This is a genomic window from Streptomyces sp. NPDC091272 (assembly GCF_044757485.1).
Classification (GTDB): Bacteria; Actinomycetota; Actinomycetes; order Streptomycetales; family Streptomycetaceae; genus Streptomyces.
The window spans coordinates 131,099-148,311 of the sequence record NZ_JBIVVC010000001.1 but is presented as its reverse complement, the minus strand read 5'-3'; the positions used below and the strand labels follow the sequence as shown (position 1 = coordinate 148,311).

At 71.7% G+C, this 17,213-nt stretch carries 17 protein-coding genes; 4 read left to right on the top strand and 13 right to left on the bottom strand.

The genetic code is table 11. The annotated features are described in order from the left end of the window. Positions 1-192: 192 nt before the first annotated feature. The 7 genes from ACIQM4_RS00570 to ACIQM4_RS00540 all read right to left on the bottom strand — a co-directional run bounded on the left by ACIQM4_RS00570 (position 193) and on the right by ACIQM4_RS00540 (position 7,306). Positions 193-1,035, bottom strand: a complete 843-nt coding sequence (locus tag ACIQM4_RS00570) for a DUF3159 domain-containing protein (RefSeq protein ID WP_401583969.1) — start codon at positions 1,033-1,035, stop codon at positions 193-195. Between the two features lie 3 nt (positions 1,036-1,038). After that, complete coding sequence (locus ACIQM4_RS00565) at positions 1,039-1,437, bottom strand: OB-fold nucleic acid binding domain-containing protein (RefSeq protein ID WP_401583966.1); 399 nt, start codon at positions 1,435-1,437, stop codon at positions 1,039-1,041. A gap of 180 nt (positions 1,438-1,617) precedes the next feature. Continuing rightward, positions 1,618-2,304, bottom strand: a complete 687-nt coding sequence (locus ACIQM4_RS00560) for a response regulator (protein ID WP_401583964.1) — start codon at positions 2,302-2,304, stop codon at positions 1,618-1,620. Between the two features lie 50 nt (positions 2,305-2,354). Further along, positions 2,355-4,910 carry an ATP-binding protein gene (locus ACIQM4_RS00555; RefSeq protein WP_401583961.1) on the bottom strand — a complete coding sequence of 852 codons (2,556 nt, stop codon included), beginning with the start codon at positions 4,908-4,910 and terminating at the stop codon, positions 2,355-2,357. A gap of 491 nt (positions 4,911-5,401) precedes the next feature. Beyond that, positions 5,402-6,175 (bottom strand): DUF3710 domain-containing protein, encoded by a 774-nt coding sequence (locus ACIQM4_RS00550; RefSeq protein WP_401583958.1) that lies wholly within the window; start codon positions 6,173-6,175, stop codon positions 5,402-5,404. Between the two features lies 1 nt (position 6,176). Next, on the bottom strand, positions 6,177-6,743 hold the full coding sequence (dut, locus tag ACIQM4_RS00545) for a dUTP diphosphatase (protein ID WP_401583955.1): 567 nt from the start codon (positions 6,741-6,743) through the stop codon (positions 6,177-6,179). Then, positions 6,740-7,306 (bottom strand): PaaI family thioesterase, encoded by a 567-nt coding sequence (locus ACIQM4_RS00540; RefSeq protein ID WP_401585981.1) that lies wholly within the window; start codon positions 7,304-7,306, stop codon positions 6,740-6,742. The genes dut and ACIQM4_RS00540 overlap by 4 nt, the downstream gene beginning before the upstream one ends. Before the next feature lie 209 nt (positions 7,307-7,515). On the opposite strand from ACIQM4_RS00540, the gene ACIQM4_RS00535 reads away from it, so the two are divergent. Beyond that, positions 7,516-7,971 carry a DUF3093 domain-containing protein gene (locus ACIQM4_RS00535; RefSeq protein WP_401583952.1) on the top strand — a complete coding sequence of 152 codons (456 nt, stop codon included), beginning with the start codon at positions 7,516-7,518 and terminating at the stop codon, positions 7,969-7,971. Positions 7,972-8,065: 94 nt separating this feature from the next. Here ACIQM4_RS00535 and ACIQM4_RS00530 read toward each other — a convergent pair whose 3' ends face one another. From ACIQM4_RS00530 to ACIQM4_RS00515, 4 genes are all read right to left on the bottom strand, one after another. Then, the gene (locus tag ACIQM4_RS00530) at positions 8,066-9,058 is read right to left on the bottom strand and encodes a hypothetical protein (RefSeq protein WP_401583949.1); all 993 of its coding nucleotides are present in this window, start codon (positions 9,056-9,058) and stop codon (positions 8,066-8,068) included. A gap of 13 nt (positions 9,059-9,071) precedes the next feature. After that, positions 9,072-9,368 carry a DUF4193 domain-containing protein gene (locus tag ACIQM4_RS00525; protein WP_185026814.1) on the bottom strand — a complete coding sequence of 99 codons (297 nt, stop codon included), beginning with the start codon at positions 9,366-9,368 and terminating at the stop codon, positions 9,072-9,074. A gap of 402 nt (positions 9,369-9,770) precedes the next feature. Continuing rightward, positions 9,771-11,015 (bottom strand): sensor histidine kinase, encoded by a 1,245-nt coding sequence (locus ACIQM4_RS00520; RefSeq protein ID WP_401583946.1) that lies wholly within the window; start codon positions 11,013-11,015, stop codon positions 9,771-9,773. Positions 11,016-11,022: 7 nt separating this feature from the next. Then, on the bottom strand, positions 11,023-11,676 hold the full coding sequence (locus ACIQM4_RS00515) for a response regulator transcription factor (protein WP_185026810.1): 654 nt from the start codon (positions 11,674-11,676) through the stop codon (positions 11,023-11,025). 366 nt (positions 11,677-12,042) lie between these two features. On the opposite strand from ACIQM4_RS00515, the gene ACIQM4_RS00510 reads away from it, so the two are divergent. Continuing rightward, positions 12,043-12,213: a hypothetical protein gene (locus ACIQM4_RS00510; RefSeq protein ID WP_401583942.1), complete on the top strand. Its 171-nt coding sequence runs from the start codon at positions 12,043-12,045 to the stop codon at positions 12,211-12,213. Positions 12,214-12,384: 171 nt separating this feature from the next. Here the strand turns inward: ACIQM4_RS00510 and ACIQM4_RS00505 are convergent, their stop codons facing one another. Together ACIQM4_RS00505 and ACIQM4_RS00500 are read right to left on the bottom strand one after the other, a co-directional pair. After that, positions 12,385-13,200, bottom strand: coding sequence for an inositol monophosphatase family protein (locus ACIQM4_RS00505; protein ID WP_401583939.1), 816 nt, complete (start codon positions 13,198-13,200; stop codon positions 12,385-12,387). Between the two features lie 127 nt (positions 13,201-13,327). Further along, positions 13,328-14,506, bottom strand: a complete 1,179-nt coding sequence (locus ACIQM4_RS00500) for a ferrochelatase (protein ID WP_401583937.1) — start codon at positions 14,504-14,506, stop codon at positions 13,328-13,330. A gap of 157 nt (positions 14,507-14,663) precedes the next feature. On the opposite strand from ACIQM4_RS00500, the gene ACIQM4_RS00495 reads away from it, so the two are divergent. Further along, positions 14,664-15,914, top strand: a complete 1,251-nt coding sequence (locus ACIQM4_RS00495) for an MFS transporter (RefSeq protein ID WP_401583934.1) — start codon at positions 14,664-14,666, stop codon at positions 15,912-15,914. Next, positions 15,877-17,193 carry a D-arabinono-1,4-lactone oxidase gene (locus ACIQM4_RS00490; RefSeq protein ID WP_401583931.1) on the top strand — a complete coding sequence of 439 codons (1,317 nt, stop codon included), beginning with the start codon at positions 15,877-15,879 and terminating at the stop codon, positions 17,191-17,193. The genes ACIQM4_RS00495 and ACIQM4_RS00490 overlap by 38 nt, the downstream gene beginning before the upstream one ends. Positions 17,194-17,213: the final 20 nt, after the last annotated feature.

Here is a 17,213-nt window from a genome sequence, read left to right as displayed (position 1 = left end):
CACCGTGCGAGACGGTGCGGGCCCTTCCCCGTACGGCAGGCGACCACGGATGCCGGGTGGGGCGGGCGACCTCAGGTGCCCGGTATGACGGGCGACCACAGGTGCCCGGTACGGCAAGCAACCTCAGGTGCCCGGGACGGCACGTGACCGCAGGTGCCGCGTGCCGCGGGCGTCAGGTGCGAATGCGCCGGATCAGAGCTCGCGGTGCTGTGTGGCAGCCGCCTTGCGCTCCTTCTCGGCCTTCTCCTCGGCCTCCATCTCCGCGAACACGTCGATGGGGGCGGGCGCCTTCGCCAGGAAGACCCAGGTCAGCCAGACGGCCAGCAGGAACGGCGGGATCTTCAGCGCGACGACCACCCAGCCGAACTTGGTGGTGTCGGCCCACCAGTACAGCGGGAAGAGGATCGCGCACTTGGTGAGCAGGATCAGGCCCCAGGCGTAACTCGCCTTGGTGTACGCCTTCTTGCGCCCGGGGTTACGGGTCCGCCAGGAGAGGTTCTCCTTGAAGACCGGGCCCAGGATCAGACCGATCAGCGGCACTCCCGCGACCGCGGTCACCAGGTAGGCGAGCGAGAGACCCAGCGTGTACAGCATGCCGGGCAGCATGAAGTCCTTGGCGTTGCCCGTCATCATCGCGAAGACCACACCGAAGGCGACGCCGAAGACGCCGCTGAAGGCGTGCTTCATGGAGTCCTTGCGGAGCAGCCGGGCCACGACCATCAGGAGCGAGACGCCGAGGGCCGCGATGGCCGAGATGTGCAGGTCCTTGTTGATCGTGAAGATGGTCACGAACAGCAGGCCGGGCAGCACCGTCTCGACCATGCCGCGCACGCCGCCGAACGCCTCGAAGAGCGCGGCCTCGGTGGCGGCCTTCGCGGCGGGGTCCTGCGGGGGCGCGTTCTGCGGGACGACGTACGGTCGCGCGGGGTCGGGCGCCCCGGGGACGCCGGACTCGGTCCCGGCCTCCGCGCCGCCGCGGTGTGCGGGGTCGTCGTCCTGGTGGGGGGCGGTGGTCGGCTTGTCGAATGACGTCACCGGCTACTCCTGTCCGAGCGGTCGGAGTTCGTATTTGGGGTTGAAGAGCACCCGGCGGCCGTGGCTCATGGAGATCCGGCCGGAGGCGATGAGCTTGCGGCCCGGTTCTATGCCGGCGATGGAGCGGCGGCCCAGCCAGACGACGTCCAGGGGGGCCGTGCCGTCGAACAGCTCTGCCTCCAGGGCCGGCACTCCCGCGCGCGGGCGCAGGGTGACCGTGCGCAACGTACCAGTCACCTTGACGATCTGTCGGTCGTCGCAGGCGGATATGGGGGTGCAGCCGGCGGAGTGGGTGTCCGCCTGGAGTTCCGTGCAGTGCAGGTCCTCCTGCGAGGTGGACAGGCGGTCGAGCATTCGGCGGAACCGCCCGGTCGGCTTCTCGGGACGAGGTACGGCACTCATACCGGAAGCGTACCGGGGTACGGACGTCCGGGGTCACCCGCCGTAGTCACGATCATCACTCGAAGCGGTGACGGACGCCGCCGTCCCGGCCTTGATCCCGGCCGTGAGCCCGGTCCCAGTCCTGGTCCGGCCGCGAGCCCGGCCGGGATCCGGGCCCCGGCCCCGCCGCGCCCCGGTCGCTCAGCGTTCGAACCGGTAGCCCATTCCCGGCTCGGTGATGAAGTGCCGCGGGTGGGCCGGGTCGGCCTCCAGTTTGCGGCGGAGCTGGGCCATGTAGACCCGGAGGTAGTTGGTCTCGGTGCCGTAGGAGGGGCCCCAGACCTCCTGGAGCAGCTGTTTCTGGCTGACCAGGCGGCCGGTGTTGCGTACGAGCACCTCCAGGAGGTGCCATTCGGTGGGGGTGAGGCGCACGTCGCGGCCCTCCCTGCGCACCTTCTTCGCGGCGAGGTCGACGTCGAAGCCGGCCGTCTCTATGAGTACGTCGCCCTCCTCGGCCGTGCCGACCGGCTCGGCCCTGCGGACGGCGGCGCGCAGCCGGGCGAGGAGTTCGTCCATGCCGAAGGGCTTGGTGACGTAGTCGTCGGCGCCGGCGTCGAGCGCCTCGACCTTCTCGTCGGACGTGTGCCGGGCGGAGAGCACCAGGATCGGTACCCGGGTCCAGCCGCGCAGCCCCTTGATGACGTCCACGCCGTCCATGTCGGGCAGGCCCAGGTCGAGGACCACCACGTCGGGGTGCCGGGCCGCGGCGAGCTGGAGGGCGGTGGCGCCGTCGGGGGCCGCGTCCACCTCGTACTTGCGCGCCTTCAGGTTGATCACGAGGGCACGCACGATCTGCGGTTCGTCGTCGACCACGAGCACCCGGGTCATGGGGGCCTTCCTCACTGCTGTCGTATGGGTCGGGGCGGTACGGGCCGGGGTCATGAGACGGCCTGGGCCTGGGAGAAGTCGGGGGCGACGACCGTCTGGCCGGGCGCCACCTTGAGGGTGAGGACCATCGTCATCCCGCCGCCGGGGGTGTCCTCGGCGCTGAGCGTGCCGCCCATCGCCTCGACGAAGCCCCTGGCCACCGCGAGGCCGAGGCCGACCCCGGCGCCGCGCGGGGCGTCCCCGTACCGCTGGAAGGGCTCGAAGATGCGTTCCTTGTTGTCGTCGGGGACGCCGGGGCCGCGGTCGGTGACGCGTACCTCCACCCGGTCGCCGAGCGCACTCGCGGCGACCGCGACGGGAACGCCCGGCGGGCTGTACTTGACGGCGTTCTCGACGAGGTTGGCGGCGGCCCGCTCCAGCAGCCCCCGGTCGACGGCGACCATCGGCAGGGTCTCCGGAATGTCCAGTTCCACGCTGTCGTCCGGCACGCCGACCAGTGCCATCGGGATGACCTCGTCGAGATCGGTCTCGCGGATGAGCGGGGTGACGGTGCCGGTCTGCAGGCGGGACATGTCCAGGAGGTTGCCCACCAGGTGGTCGAGGCGGTCGGCGCCCTCCTCGATACCGGCGAGCAGTTCCGCCTCGTCCGCCTCGGACCAGGAGACGTCGTCACTCCGCAATGAGGTGACCGCGGCCTTGATGGAGGCCAGAGGGGTACGGAGGTCATGGCTGACGGCGGCGAGCAGCGCGGTGCGTATCCGGTTGCCCTCGGCCAGCCGGCGCGCCTCCTCCGCCTCGCCGACCAGGCGCTGGCGGTCGAGCACGACGGCCGCCTGGGCGGCGAACGCGGCGAGCACCCTGCGGTCCTCGGCGGGCAGCACCCGGCCGGACAGGGCGAGTGCCATGTGGTCGCCGACGGGCATGTCCACGTCCGCGTCCTCCGGGCGCTCGGTCGGCCTGGGGCCGACGCTGCCGGCGCAGGTCCACGGGTCGACGTCGCTCCGGCGCTCCAGCAGGGCCACGGACTCCATGGCGAAGGTCTCCCTGACCCGTTCCAGGAGCGCGTCGAGCGTGGTCTCGCCGCGCAGCACGCTGCCCGCGAGGAAGGACAGGATCTCGGACTCGGCGCGCAGCCTGGCCGCCTGGTGGGTGCGGCGGGCCGCCAGGTCCACGACGGAGGCGACGGAGACGCCGACCGCGAAGAAGATCGCGATGGCGACGATGTTCTTGGGGTCGTCAACGGTGAGGGTGCGGGTGGGCGGGGTGAAGAAGTAGTTGAGGAGCAAGGAGCCCGCTGCCGCCGCGGCGAGGGCGGGCAGCAGGCCGCCGAGGAGGGCGGCGACGACGGTCAGGAAGAGGTAGAGCAGGACGTCGTTGGCGAGGCCGGGGGCATTGCTGATGCTGTTGAGCAGCAGGGTCATCAGGACCGGCCCCACGACACCGACCAGCCAGCCGGCCGTGATGCGGGAGGTGCCGAGCCTGGCCCCTCTGGCCACGGGAAGGCCGCGGCCCTTGGCGACCTCGTCGTGGGTGACGATGTGGACGTCCAGGTCGGGCCCTGAGTCACGGGCCACGGTCTGTCCGACACCGGGCCCGAAGACGTACTGCCAGGTCTTGCGCCGGCTGGAGCCGAGCACGATCTGGGTGGCGTTGACCCCGCGCGCGAACTCCAGCAGGGAGCTGGGCACGTCGTCACCGATGACGTGGTGGAAGGTGCCGCCGAGGTCCTCGACGAGGGTGCGCTGGACGGCCAGTTCCTTGGGCGAGGCCGCGGTGAGGCCGTCGCTGCGGGCGACGTACACGGCGAGGATCTCGCTGCCGGAGCCCTTGGCCGCCATCCGGGAGGCCCGGCGGATGAGGGTGCGTCCCTCGGGGCCGCCGGTGAGGCCGACGGCTATGCGCTCGCGCGCCTGCCAGGTGGAGCGGATGTTGTGCTCGCCCCGGTACTGCTGGAGGTACTCGTCGACCCGGTCGGCCACCCACAGGAGCGCCAGCTCGCGCAGGGCGGTGAGGTTGCCGGGGCGGAAGTAGTTCGAGAGCGAGGCGTCGATCTTGTCGTGCCGGTAGATGTTGCCGTGCGCCATGCGCCGGCGCAGCGCCTGTGGCGACATGTCGACCAGTTCGAGCTGGTCCGCGCGGCGGACCACCTCGTCGGGGACCGTCTCGCGCTGACGTACCCCGGTTATCGACTCGACGACGTCGCCGAGCGACTCCAGGTGCTGGATGTTGACCGTCGATATGACGTCGATGCCGGCCTGGAGCAGCGCCTCGACGTCCTGCCAGCGCTTGGCGTGCCGGGAGCCGGGGACGTTGGTGTGCGGGAGCTCGTCGACGAGGGCGACGGCCGGATCGCGCTCCAGGACCGCTTCGACGTCCATCTCGGTGAAGGTGGTACCGCGGTACTCGATCTCGCGCCGGGGCACCTCTTCGAGGCCGTGCAGCATCACCTCGGTACGCGGCCGGCCGTGGTGCTCGACGAAGGCCACCACGCAGTCGGTGCCGCGCTCCACCCGGCGGTGGGCCTCGGAGAGCATCGCGTAGGTCTTGCCGACGCCCGGTGCCGCACCGAGATAGATCCTGAGCTTTCCGCGTGCCCCTCGTCCCATGGCCCCATTGTCTTTCGAAAGCAGCTGGCTGCGCTGCTGTCGACCATAAGGCCAGCGAAGCGGACCTTTGGGACAGTGCGCAGGCGGGAGGGGCGCCTTGACGGGATTCTGATGCGGCGGAAGGGGCCGGGTGGCCCAGGGATCCAGGCCGCCGGCCCAAGGGTCCGGGCGGCCGAGGGACCCGGGCGGCTCACGGGTCCGGGTGACCGAAGGATCTGGGCGGCCCACGGGCCCGGGCGGCCGAAGGACCCGGGCGACCCACGGGCCCGGGCGGCCGAAGGACCCGGGCAGTCTGCCCAGGGGTCCGGGCGGCTCGACCCCGGAGCGCCCTCGTGCCACTCGTGCCGCTCGTGCCGCTCGTGCCGCTCGTGCCGGGCCACCCTCCCCTCCCCCGGAGCCCCTCCCGCGGAGCCGGAAAAGGCCGGTGGCCCGCACCCCGTGGGGGGATGCGGGCCACCGGCCCGAGCCTGCGTACTGCTCGGCGCACCTCGTCAGCGCACCTCGGTGATCTCCGGCCCGCGCTGCAGCTGCCCCATGCCGCCGGAGAAGCGGGACTCGGCCTGCTCCTCCTGCTGGACGCCCTCGGCGACCATCTGCGCGTCGTCCGGCAGCTTCAGGACGATCGGGTCGCGCGGCGCCATCGGCCCGTCGCCCCGTACCACCACGGTGTCCAGGAAGATCTGCTCCAGGACGCCCGCGGCCTCCGGCTGCACCGCGCCCTGTCCGGAGATCACTCCGCGCAGGAACCAGCGGGGCCCGTCGATGCCGACGAAGCGCACCAGCTGGACGCCGCTGTTGCCGTCCGGCAGCTGTACGGGGACCTGGGCGCGCAGCTCCCAGCCCAGCGGGCCCTCGACCTCGTCGATGACGCCACCCTGCTGGGTGATGCCGGAGGCGATCTCCTCGCGGACCTCGCCCCAGATGCCTTCCTTCTTCGGCGCGGCGAAGGCCTGCAACTGCACGGCGCTGTCCCGCAGCACCACCGTCGCGGCCACGATCGCGTCTCCCGCGACCTCCACCCGCAGCTCCATGCCTTCGACGCCGGGCACGAAGATGCCGCCCAGGTCCACCCGGCCCTCGCCGGGCTCGGAGACCTCGGAGATGTCCCAGGGGCCGTCCGGACGGGGCGCCGGCGGCAGGTTGGACCTGCGCGCCTCGCCGTCCGTGCCGGCTGTGTCCTCGGTGGACTCGACCCCGTCGGCGACCTGCTCGGTCACGCCCGCCTCGTCCTCGGCGGATTCGCTCTTCTTGCGACGTCCGAACACGTCACTGTCCTTCCCGGTCGATAACGACCGAAGCGTATGAGTTCCCACCCGATGAGTCGTCCGTGGCGCCGTCCACCGTGCCGCCCACCGGTCCGCCGGCAGCGGGCCCACCCACCGCGGCGTGGCCGCCGGTCGACCCGAAGCCCCCCGCGGCCCGTGCGGAGCCCGGAAGTTCCGCGACCTCGTGGAAGCGCACCTTCTCGACCTGCTGGACGACCAGTTGGGCGATCCGGTCGAAACGCTCGAACCGAACGCTCTCGCGCGGGTCCAGATTGACCACGATCACCTTGATCTCCCCACGGTACCCGGCATCCACCGTCCCCGGGGCATTCACGAGGGCCAGACCGCAGCGGGCCGCGAGGCCCGAACGCGGGTGCACGAACGCCGCGTACCCGTCGGGCAGCGCGATCGAGACACCGGTCGGCAGCACCGTCCGCTCGCCCGGTGCGAGTACGCACGCCTGCGTGGTGACGAGGTCGGCCCCGGCGTCACCGGGGTGCCCGTACGACGGCAGCGGTACGTCGGGGTCGACCCGGCGGATGAGTACGTCCACGGGGTTACGGCTCATGGGTTCACCTCGAAGGCGCGGGCGCGCCTGGCCTGGTCGGGGTCGGCCATGGCTGCCTGGATCTCCTCCGGACGGCCGTTGTCGATGAAGTGGTCGACCTTGACTTCGATGAAGAGGGCGTCCGCCCGGACCGCGACGGGCCCCTCAGGGCCGCCGATCCTGCCGGTCGCCGTGGAGTAGATCTTGCGCCCGTGCACGGCGGTGACCTCGGCGTCCAGGTGCAGCGCGGTGCCGACGGGCACGGGGCGTACGAAGTCGGTCTCCAGCCGTCCCGTCACCGCGATCACCCGCAGCAGCCACTGCAGCGAGCCCAGCGTCTCGTCCAGCGCGGTCGCCAGCACACCGCCGTGGGCGAGGCCGGGGGCGCCCTGGTGGGCGGGTTTGACGGTGAACTCGGCCGAGACCCGCACGCCGGGCCCCTCCCCTGCCCGCGCCTGGAGGTGCAGCCCGTGCGGCTGGGCGTCACCGCACCCGAAACAGTGCTCGTAGTGCGCGCCGAGGAGCTCTCCCGGGGCCGGGGCGTCGGGGTGCCGGACCGGGGCTATGGCGTCGGCCGGGGGCATCAGGGCCGCGGAGCCGGCCGGACGTCCGCCGGTCGCCTCCCGGGGGTTCTCAGTACTCACAGCCGCAGACCTTACTTCGGTTTGCCGCACGCGAGTCATCCGGACCGCCCCTGCGCCCGCCCGTCCGGCCGGGGGTTCGGAGATCGTCCGCCGGGAAGGCACCGCCCCGCGTAGGGGCGCGCGCCTCGCGCCGTGCCAAGCTAAGCGTCATGCAGTCCTACGAAGAACGCCTGACCGCGCCCCGCTCCTGGTGGTTCATCACCGTGCTGGTGGGCATCGCGTGCGGGCTGATGCTGCTGCCGCTCGGCCCTCTGCCGATGCTCGGCGGAGTGATCGGCGGGATCGTCCTCACGGGCGCGCTGGTCAGCAGTTACGGCTCGGTGCGGATCAGGGTGGTGGCCGGTTCGCTGGTCGCGGGCGACGCGAGGATCCCGGTCTCCGCCCTGGGTGCGGCCGAGGTGCTGGACGCCGAGGAGACGCGCGCCTGGCGCACCCACAAGGCCGATCTGCGCGCCTTCATGCTGTTGCGCAGCTACATCCCCACGGCGGTACGAATCCCGGTGACCGACCCGGCGGACCCCACCCCGTACGCCTACCTCTCCACCCGCCACCCCCAGGCCCTGGCGGACGTGCTGGCCTCGGCGCGAGCGGAAAGCACCCGGTAGGGGCCCTCCTCGCCGAACCCGCCCGCGGGGGCGCGTACTTCCGGCCGCTCGCAGAACCCGCCCGCGGAGGCGCGTACATCCGGCCGCGGCGGAGCTACCCCTCCAGCTCCTTGAGCTCCCGCGCGTGGTCCAGCGGCGGCAGCTTGAGCGCGTCCCACGGGACCTGCTTCTTGCGCAGGTCGCCGCGGATACGGTCGGCCAGCTTCCGCGTGTCCCGCCGGTTCATCACCGCGCCGACCGCGGCCCCGACCATGAACGGCATCAGGTTCGGCAGGTTGCGCACCATGCGCTTCATGATCTGCTGGCGCAGCTCGCGCTTCATCTGCCCGCCGAGCGCGGCGTTGAGCGTGGTGGGTTTGGTGACGTCGATGCCGCGTTCCTCGGCCCAGGAGCCGAGGTAGGCGAAGGTCCGCTGCTTGAGGTTGCCCGGCGGTCGCTGCCCGTAGACCTCGTGCAGTTCGGCGATGAGCTTGAGTTCGATCGCGGCGACGCCGGTGATCTCGGTGGCCAGCTCGGCAGGCATGGCCATCGGCACGGGCAGCATCGCGGCGGCCCCGATGCCGGCGCCCACGGTGGACGTGCCGTTGGAGGCGCCCGCCACGAGCTTGTCGGCGATCTCCTCGGGGCCGAGCCCGGGGAAGTGCTTGCGCAGGGTCGCGAGGTCCCGCACGGGTACCCGTGGGGCGCTCTCGACGATCCGGTCGGTGAGGTGGCCGAGAGCCGCTTTCGCGCCCTCTCCGCCCTTGCGTGCGCCCTGCTTCATGGCGGGCACACTCTGCTTGATGGCGGGTATGCCCTGCCTGAGGGCCGCCAGACGCCGGGCCCCGGTCACGGGCCCCTTCGTGTCGTCGAGCGGGACCGGCAGGCCCTGCTCGCCGTCATGTGCGCCGGCGGCGTCACTCAACTCGCCGTCCTCCCGCTGGGAGGTCTCCCCGTCGCGCGGGGTTTCCCGGTGGGAGGACTGCACGAGGGCGGTGGACTCGGCGGACGTCTTGTCGACGTCCGTCGGGCCGGTGCCGCCCGGTTGTGCCTCCGACGCCTTCTTGCGCCGGAAAGGCCGCTTCCTGAACGGTGTCGCGCCAGTCACGGCCGACCCCGTCCTAGTCGCAGTCGCGGCAGATCGGCTGGCCGTTCTTCTCACGGGCCAGCTGACTGCGGTGGTGGACCAGGAAGCAGCTCATGCAGGTGAACTCGTCGGCCTGCCGGGGCAGCACACGGACGGACAGTTCCTCGTTGGAAAGGTCCGCGCCGGGCAGCTCCAGGCCTTCAGCCTGCTCGAACTCGTCGACGTCGACGGTCGTGTTCGACTTGTCGTTCCGCCGCGCCTTGAGTTCTTCGATGCTGTCCTCGTTGAGGTCGTCATCGGTCTTACGTGGGGTGTCGTAATCCGTTGCCATGTCGCTCTCCCCCTCTGGGTGGTTGCGGTGTCTCCAGCGCAGTAACGCGTGAGAGGCCGGACTTGTGCCCGACCTGAGGCGGAGATTTTGCCTCACATCAAGGTCTGTTACTCAATCGACACCTGAGACGCACTCCTCGGAGTGACCGTCCTGGATGGCGATCGGGACCGTACACGGTCCGGATGCCGCACTCCCTGTGCGCCACCCCGTGTACTTCCCGTGATCGCACCCCCTGGAAACCCGGACTTTTCCCGGGTTTGCGGCGGGTTGGTGATCACGGAGAGTAGGTGGCAGGAAAGTGCGACCTGTGATCGATCACACACGGAACGCCCGGGTTTCCGTCCCGAAAATTCCGCTTAAAGCGAACACTTTGGCGGCTTCGCCAAGCGCGTCGGCCGGGTGTCACACCGGCAGCGTGACGCGCATGACCAGCCCGCCGCCCTCGCGGGGCTCCGCGATGATACGGCCTCCGTGGGCCCTCGCGACGCTGCGCGCGATGGACAGCCCCAGGCCTACGCCCTTGTCACTGCCCGTGCGCTCCGTGCGCAGCCTCCTGAACGGCTCGAAGAGGTTGTCGATCTCGTACGCGGGAACCACTGGACCCGTGTTCGACACCACCAGCACCGCGTGGCCGTCCTCGACCCCCGTGGTCACCTCGACCCATCCAGTGTCGGTCACGTTGTACCGCACCGCGTTCTGAACCAGGTTGAGCGCGATCCGCTCCAGCAGTACCCCGTTGCCCTGGACGACGGCCGGCTCCTGCTCCCCGCGCAGCTCCACCCCCTTGTCCTGGGCCTCGCCGCGGGTCTGGTCGAGGGCGCGGGTGGCGACCTCGGCCATGTCCACGGGCTTGCGCTCGACGATCTGGTTGTCGCTGCGGGCGAGCAGCAGCAGCCCCTCCACGAGCTGCTCGCTGCGCTCGTTGGTGGCCAGGAGCGTCTTGCCCAGTTGCTGGAGCTCGACCGGCGCCCCCGGGTCCGAGAGGTGGACCTCCAGCAGGGTCCGGTTGATGGCGAGCGGTGTGCGCAGCTCGTGCGAGGCGTTGGCGACGAAGCGCTGCTGGGCGGTGAAGGCCCGCTCCAGCCGGTCCAGCATGTCGTCGAAGGTGTCGGCGAGCTCCTTGAGCTCGTCGTCCGGGCCGTCCATCTCGATCCGCCGGGACAGATCGGTTCCGGCCACCCTGCGCACGGTCCTGGTGATCCGGCCGAGCGGCGACAGGACCCGCCCCGCCATCGCGTAACCGAAGGCGAAGGCGATGACGCTGAGGCCGACCAGGGCCAGCAGGGAGCGGTTGAGGAGATCGTTGAGCGCCTGCTGGCGGGTGTTGCCGAGGCAGGAGCGGAGCACCGCGTTCAGCTCGGCGTTGTCCCGGGCGTCGGCCAGGCCGGGGCAGGCCTCGCTGGAGAGGTGGACCTGCTGGCCCGACACCTGGAAGTCCAGCTGTCCGGTGGCGTCCCGCAGGGCCTGCGCGGTGAGCAGATAGATGATCGACAGCAGCAGGATGCCCGCGATCAGGAACATGCCGCCGTAGAGCAGCGTGAGCCGTATCCGGATCGTGGAGCGGATCCAGGGGAAGGGCTGCTCGGGCTGCCTGGGGTCCCAGGACGGCTTGGGCGGAGCGGCCGGTGGTACCGGTGCGGTCTTCACCGGCGCCTCAGATCCGGTAGCCGGAGCCGGGCACCGTGACGATGACCGGCGGCTCGCCGAGCTTGCGGCGCAGGGTCATCACGGTGACCCGTACGACGTTGGTGAAGGGGTCGGTGTTCTCGTCCCAGGCCTTCTCCAGGAGCTGCTCGGCGGAGACCACCGCGCCCTCGCTGCGCATCAGCACCTCCAGCACCGCGAACTCCTTCGGCGCGAGCTGGATCTCCCGGCCGTCGCGGAAGACCTCGCGCCGGTTGGGGTCGAGCTTGATGCCGGAGCGCTCCAGGACCGGCGGCAACGCGACCGTGGTGCGTCGTCCCAGGGCGCGTACCCGGGCGGTCAGTTCGGTGAAGGCGAAGGGCTTGGGCAGGTAGTCGTCCGCGCCGATCTCCAGGCCCTCCACCCGGTCGCTGACGTCCCCGGACGCGGTGAGCATCAGCACCCGGGTGGGCATCCCCAACTCGACGATCTTGCGGCAGACGTCGTCGCCGTGCACGAGCGGCAGGTCGCGGTCCAGGACCACCACGTCGTAGTCGTTCACCCCGATCCGCTCAAGGGCGGCGGCGCCGTCGTACACGACGTCGACGGCCATGGCCTCCCGGCGCAGTCCGGTGGCCACCGCATCGGCGAGCAGCTGCTCGTCCTCGACGACGAGTACGCGCACGTCGGGTCCTTCCTCTGGGTGCCCGCGAGGGTGTCCTCCGGGCAGGGGGGTGTGGACCCCCATCCTGCCCGTTTCAGCAGTAAACCGGCTGTAAGGCGGCCTGTACGGGCCCCGAGGCCGCACCGCGCCCGCGGTCCCGGGGGCGCGACTTCCATGATTCTTGGGGAAGTTGAGGTTTCCCCGGGGAGCGGCGCGGGGAGGACGACAGAACACCCGCGATCACGCCCCGTATGTGGCGCGCCACGACCCGCTCCGCCCCCCGGTGGAACGCACAGAGGGGAATGCGCCGGCCCCAGAGGGAGTGCCCGTGATCGCACCTACCCTCGGCACACCCCCGTGCCACCGACCGATGACGAGGGGGCGCACATGGACGCTTTCACCACCAGTCTCCTGAACCGCATAAAGGACACCGAGACGGACCTCTCCCGGGCCCGTGAGGCCGGCGACGACTTCCTCGTTGACGTCGAGCAGGAGGAGCTGAACGATCTGCACCGGATCGCCGCCGAGCACGGCGTGGCGATCGACATGGCCGCCTGAGACGGTCCCCCACTGTACGGAGGGCCCCGTTCCGAACTACCCGGAGCGGGGCCCTCCGCCTGTCCCGTACGCGTGCCCGAAGGACTGCCGGCTGGCCCTCCGCCTGTCCCGTACGCGTGCCCGAAGGACTGCCGGCTGGCCCTCCGCCCGTCCCGTACGCCGTTGGGCGGGTCAGTCGTGCCAGGCGCCCAGTCCGTCGAGGAGCTGCTGGAGCGGCTCGAAGACGCCCGGCGGGGCCGCGACCGCCAGGTCCCCCGAGGGGCGTTCGCCCGGCCTGCCGCCGGTCAGCGCGCCCGCCTCGCGGGCGATCAGGTCGCCCGCCGCCATGTCCCAGGGGTTGAGCCCGCGCTCGTAGTAGCCGTCGAGCCTGCCCGCCGCCACGTCGCACAGGTCGATCGCCGCGGAGCCGCCGCGCCGGATGTCGCGGAACCCCGGGATCAGCTGCCCCGCGATCTCGGCCTGCCGCTTCCGCCGCTCGGCGAGGTACCCGAACCCGGTGCCGATCAGCGCCTGGCCGAGCGGCGGCGCCGGACGGACGGCCAGCCGCCGGCCGGTGCCCGACGCGCTGTCGCAGTACGCCCCCGCACCGCGCACCGCGCGGTACGTCTCGCCCCGCAGCGGGGCCTCCACCACGCCGACCAGCGCCTCCCCCTCGTACTCGGCCGCGATGGAGACGGCCCAGGTGGGCAGCCCGTAGAGGTAGTTCACGGTTCCGTCGAGCGGGTCGATCACCCAGCGGACCCCGCTGCTGCCCTCGGTGGCGGAGCCCTCCTCGCCGAGCACGCCGTCGTCGGGCCGGTGCGCCGTCAGGAAGCCGGTGATCAGTTTCTCGGCGGCGATGTCCATCTCGGTGACGACGTCGACGGAGCTGGTCTTGGTGGCGGCCACCGCGAGGTCGTCGGGGCGGCCGTCGCGCAGCAGCTCACCGGCCCGGCGGGCGGCCTCCAGCGCGACGGCGAGCAGTTCGTTGCACAGGGCGTCGGTCACGGCTCTCCCAGAGGTACGGATCAGGTGGTACGGGGCGGGCGCACCCGCGGTGTGTCGGAATCGGGCATCGGGATCGGGCACAGGGACCGGCCGGTGACGCGGTCAGGCGCACGGACCGGTGACGCGGTCAGGCGTACGGACTGTCCGCGCCCGCGGCGGCCGGCTTGGGGGCCCGCGCGGGACAGCAGCCGACCGGGCACAGGTCGTGACTCGGACCGAGCGCGCCCAGGGCGCAGGGTCGCACCACGGCGCCGCGCTCGGTTGCCGCACGTTCCAGCAGCAGCTCGCGCACGGCCGCGGCGAACCGCGGGTCGGCGCCCACGGTGGCGGACCTGGCGACGGGCAGCCCCAGTTCGGCGGCCTTCGCGGTGGCCTCGGTGTCCAGGTCGTACAGGACCTCCATGTGGTCCGAGACGAAGCCGATGGGGACCATCACGACGGCCGGGGCGCCCGCGCCGTGCAGGGCCTCCAGGTGGTCGCAGATGTCGGGTTCCAGCCAGGGGATGTGCGGGGCGCCGGAGCGCGACTGGTAGACGAGCTGCCAGGGGCGGTCCGCGACACCGGTCGCCCCCCGCACCGCGTCGGCGATCAGCCGGGCGACGTCCAGGTGCTGGGCGACGTACGCCCCGCCGTCGCCGTGCGCCTCGACCGGGCCGGAGGTGTCGGCCGCCGTGGTCGGGATGGAGTGCGTGGTGAAGGCGAGGTGGGCGCCCGCGCGCACCTCATCGGGGAGCTCCGCCAGCGACCTCAGGACGCCCTCCACCATCGGGCGTACGAAGCCGGGGTGGTTGAAGTAGTGCCGCAGCTTGTCGACGCGCGGCGGTTCCAGCCCCTCCGCCCTGAGCAGGCCGATCGACTCGGCGAGGTTCTCGCGGTACTGGCGGCAGCCCGAGTACGAGGCGTACGCACTGGTCGCGAGGACGGCGACGCGGCGGTGTCCCGCGCGGGTGATCTCGCGCAGGGTGTCCGTCAGGTACGGGGCCCAGTTGCGGTTGCCCCAGTAGACCGGGAGGCCGGCCGCCCCGCCCAGGCCCTGCTCGGCGAAGTCCTTGCGGAGGGCGTCGAGCAGCGTGCGGTTCTGTTCGTTGATCGGGCTGATTCCGTCGAACAGGAAGTAGTGCCGGCCCACCTCCTTGAGGCGCTCCTCGGGGATGCCCCGGCCGCGGGTCACGTTCTGCAGGAACGGGACCACTTCGTCGGGGCCCTCCGGGCCGCCGAAGGAGAGCAGCAGCAGGGCGTCGTAGGGGGCCGGGTCGGGCGCTGCGGCGAGCGCCGGGTCGAGGACCGCTTCGGGCTGATCAGGCATACCTCGATCCTGCCACCCGCCTCCGACAGACCCGCACCCGACACAGATCACGCTGTCGCGGGGGCCCGTTCGAAACGTAGTCTGTAACGAAATCTGTACGACCCATGTACTTGTGTGACCGGCGCGCCCGCTCCCGCGCGCCTGATCGGAACCACAGTTGCCCAGTCCCTACCGTGCCATCTTCGCCGCCCCCGGCTCCAAGCAGTTCTCGGCGGCCGGCCTGCTCGGCCGGATGCCCCTGTCCATGATGGGCATCGGCATCGTCACCATGATCTCCCAGCTCACCGGCCGCTACGGGCTGGCGGGCGCGCTCTCCGCGACCCTCGCGATGGCCGCCGCCGTGTGCGGCCCGCAGATCTCCCGGCTGGTCGACCGGCACGGTCAGCGCAGGGTCCTGCGGCCCGCGACGCTCGTCGCCTCGGTCGCCGTCGCGGGACTGCTGATCTGCGCACAGCAGTCCGCCCCCGACTGGGCGCTGTTCGTGTTCGCCGCCGGTGCGGGCACGGTGCCCAGCGTCGGTTCGATGGTCCGGGCCCGGTGGGCGGAGATCTACCGGAACTCCCCGCGCGCGCTGCACACGGCGTACTCCTGGGAATCCATCGCGGACGAGATCTGCTTCATCTTCGGCCCGATCGCCTCGATCGGACTGTGCACCGCCTGGTTCCCGGAGGCGGGTCCGCTGGCCGCCGGTCTCCTGCTGGTGGCCGGTGTCTTCTGGTTGACCGCGCAGCGTGCCACGGAGCCCGCGGCGCACCCGCGTCCGCGCGGGAGGGCGGGCGGCGGATCCGCGCTGAGGTCGCCGGGCCTCCAGGTGCTGGTGGCCACCTTCGTCGCGACGGGCGCGATCTTCGGTTCGGTCGACGTGGTCACCGTGGCGTTCGCCGAGGAGCAGGGCCACAAGGCCGCGGCGAGCCTGGTGCTGGCCGCGTACGCGCTCGGATCGTGTCTGGCGGGCGCGGTGTTCGGGCTGCTGCACCTCAAGGGGGCGCCCACGAAGCGGTGGCTGCTGGGCGTGTGTGCGATGGCCGTGAGTATGATCCCCCTCCAACTGGCCGGGAATCTGCCGTTCCTGGCCGTGGCGCTCTTTGTCGCGGGCCTCTCCGTCGCACCGACGATGGTGACCACGATGGCCCTCGTCGAACAGCACGTACCCCGCACCGCCCTGACCGAGGGCATGACCTGGACCAGTACCGGTCTCGCCGTCGGCGTCTCGCTCGGCTCGTCCGCCGCAGGGTGGGCCGTCGACGGGACGGGGGCGGACGCGGCGTACGTGGTGCCCGTCGTGTCGGGAGCTCTCGCGGCCGCGGTGGCGTTCCTGGGGTACCGCCGGCTGGGCAGGCCGGCACCGAATCGGGGAGGGCTCGGCGTCGATGAGCGACACCACACGGACGGACAGCGCATGGCGTAACTGGGCGGGCAACGTCACCGCCCGCCCCGCGCGGGCGGTGACGCCCTCCTCGGTCGAGGAGCTGGCCGAGACGGTCCGCGCGGCGGCCGCGGACGGTCTGCGGGTCAAGGCGGTCGGCACCGGCCACTCCTTCACCGCCGTCGCCGCCACCGACGGGGTGCACGTGCGCCCCGACCTCCTCACCGGCATCCGGCACATCGACCGCGAGGCCGGCACGGTCACCGTGGAGGCGGGCACCCCGCTCAAGCGCCTCAACCTCGCGCTGGCCCGCGAGGGCCTGTCGCTGACGAACATGGGCGACATCATGGAGCAGACGGTGGCCGGGGCCACCAGCACCGGCACGCACGGCACCGGCCGCGACTCGGCCTCGCTCGCCGCCCAGATCACGGCACTTGAGCTGGTCACCGCCGACGGCCGGATCCTGAGCTGCTCCGCGAAGGAGAATCCGGACGTCTTCTCGGCCGCCCGGCTCGGCCTGGGCTCCCTCGGCGTCATCACCGCCGTCACCTTCGCGGTGGAGCCGGTCTTCTTCCTGACCGCCCGTGAGGAACCGATGGCCTTCGACCGGGTCACCGCGGAGTTCGACGCGCTCGTCGCCGAGAACGAGCACTTCGAGTTCTACTGGTTCCCGCACACAGGCAACTGCAACACCAAGCGCAACAACCGCAGCCTGGGCCCGGCCGCCCCGCCCGGCAGGGTGGCCGGCTGGATCGAGGACGAGTTCATGTCCAACGGGCTCTTCCAGCTGGTCTGCTCACTCGGCCGGGCCGTGCCGCGCACGGTTCCCGCGATCGCCAAGGTCTCCAGCCGCGCCCTGTCCGCCCGTACCTACACGGACATTCCGTACAAGGTCTACACGAGCCCGCGCCGGGTGCGCTTCGTGGAGATGGAGTACGCGGTGCCGCGCGAGGCGGCCGTGCAGGCACTGCGCGAGGTGAAGGCGATGGTCGAGCGTTCGCCGCTGAGAATAAGCTTCCCGGTCGAGGTGCGCACCGCCCCCGCCGACGACATCCCGCTGTCCACCGCGTCCGGCCGGGAGAGCGCGTACATAGCGGTCCACATGTATAAGGGCACTCCGTTCCGCGGGTACTTCACCGCCGTCGAGCGGATCATGACGGCGCACGGCGGGCGCCCGCACTGGGGCAAGATGCACACCCGCGACGCCGAATACCTGCGCGCCGCGTACCCCCGCTTCGACGAGTTCACGGCGGTACGCGACCGGCTCGACCCCGACCGGCTGTTCGGCAACGACTACCTGCGCCGGGTCCTGGGCGACTGACAGCCGTCCGCCGCCTGCGG

What these genes read in the sequence shown, in the direction of transcription:
- ACIQM4_RS00565 (WP_401583966.1), bottom strand. Translation starts at nt 1,437, where the DNA reads ATGAGTGCCGTACCTCGTCCCGAGAAGCCGACCGGGCGGTTCCGCCGA.
- ACIQM4_RS00560 (WP_401583964.1), bottom strand. Translation starts at nt 2,304, where the DNA reads ATGACCCGGGTGCTCGTGGTCGACGACGAACCGCAGATCGTGCGTGCC.
- ACIQM4_RS00555 (WP_401583961.1), bottom strand. Translation starts at nt 4,910, where the DNA reads ATGGGACGAGGGGCACGCGGAAAGCTCAGGATCTATCTCGGTGCGGCA.
- dut (WP_401583955.1), bottom strand. Translation starts at nt 6,743, where the DNA reads ATGAGCCGTAACCCCGTGGACGTACTCATCCGCCGGGTCGACCCCGAC.
- ACIQM4_RS00540 (WP_401585981.1), bottom strand. Translation starts at nt 7,306, where the DNA reads ATGCCCCCGGCCGACGCCATAGCCCCGGTCCGGCACCCCGACGCCCCG.
- ACIQM4_RS00535 (WP_401583952.1), top strand. Translation starts at nt 7,516, where the DNA reads ATGCAGTCCTACGAAGAACGCCTGACCGCGCCCCGCTCCTGGTGGTTC.
- ACIQM4_RS00525 (WP_185026814.1), bottom strand. Translation starts at nt 9,368, where the DNA reads ATGGCAACGGATTACGACACCCCACGTAAGACCGATGACGACCTCAAC.
- ACIQM4_RS00510 (WP_401583942.1), top strand. Translation starts at nt 12,043, where the DNA reads ATGGACGCTTTCACCACCAGTCTCCTGAACCGCATAAAGGACACCGAG.
- ACIQM4_RS00500 (WP_401583937.1), bottom strand. Translation starts at nt 14,506, where the DNA reads ATGCCTGATCAGCCCGAAGCGGTCCTCGACCCGGCGCTCGCCGCAGCG.
- ACIQM4_RS00490 (WP_401583931.1), top strand. Translation starts at nt 15,877, where the DNA reads ATGAGCGACACCACACGGACGGACAGCGCATGGCGTAACTGGGCGGGC.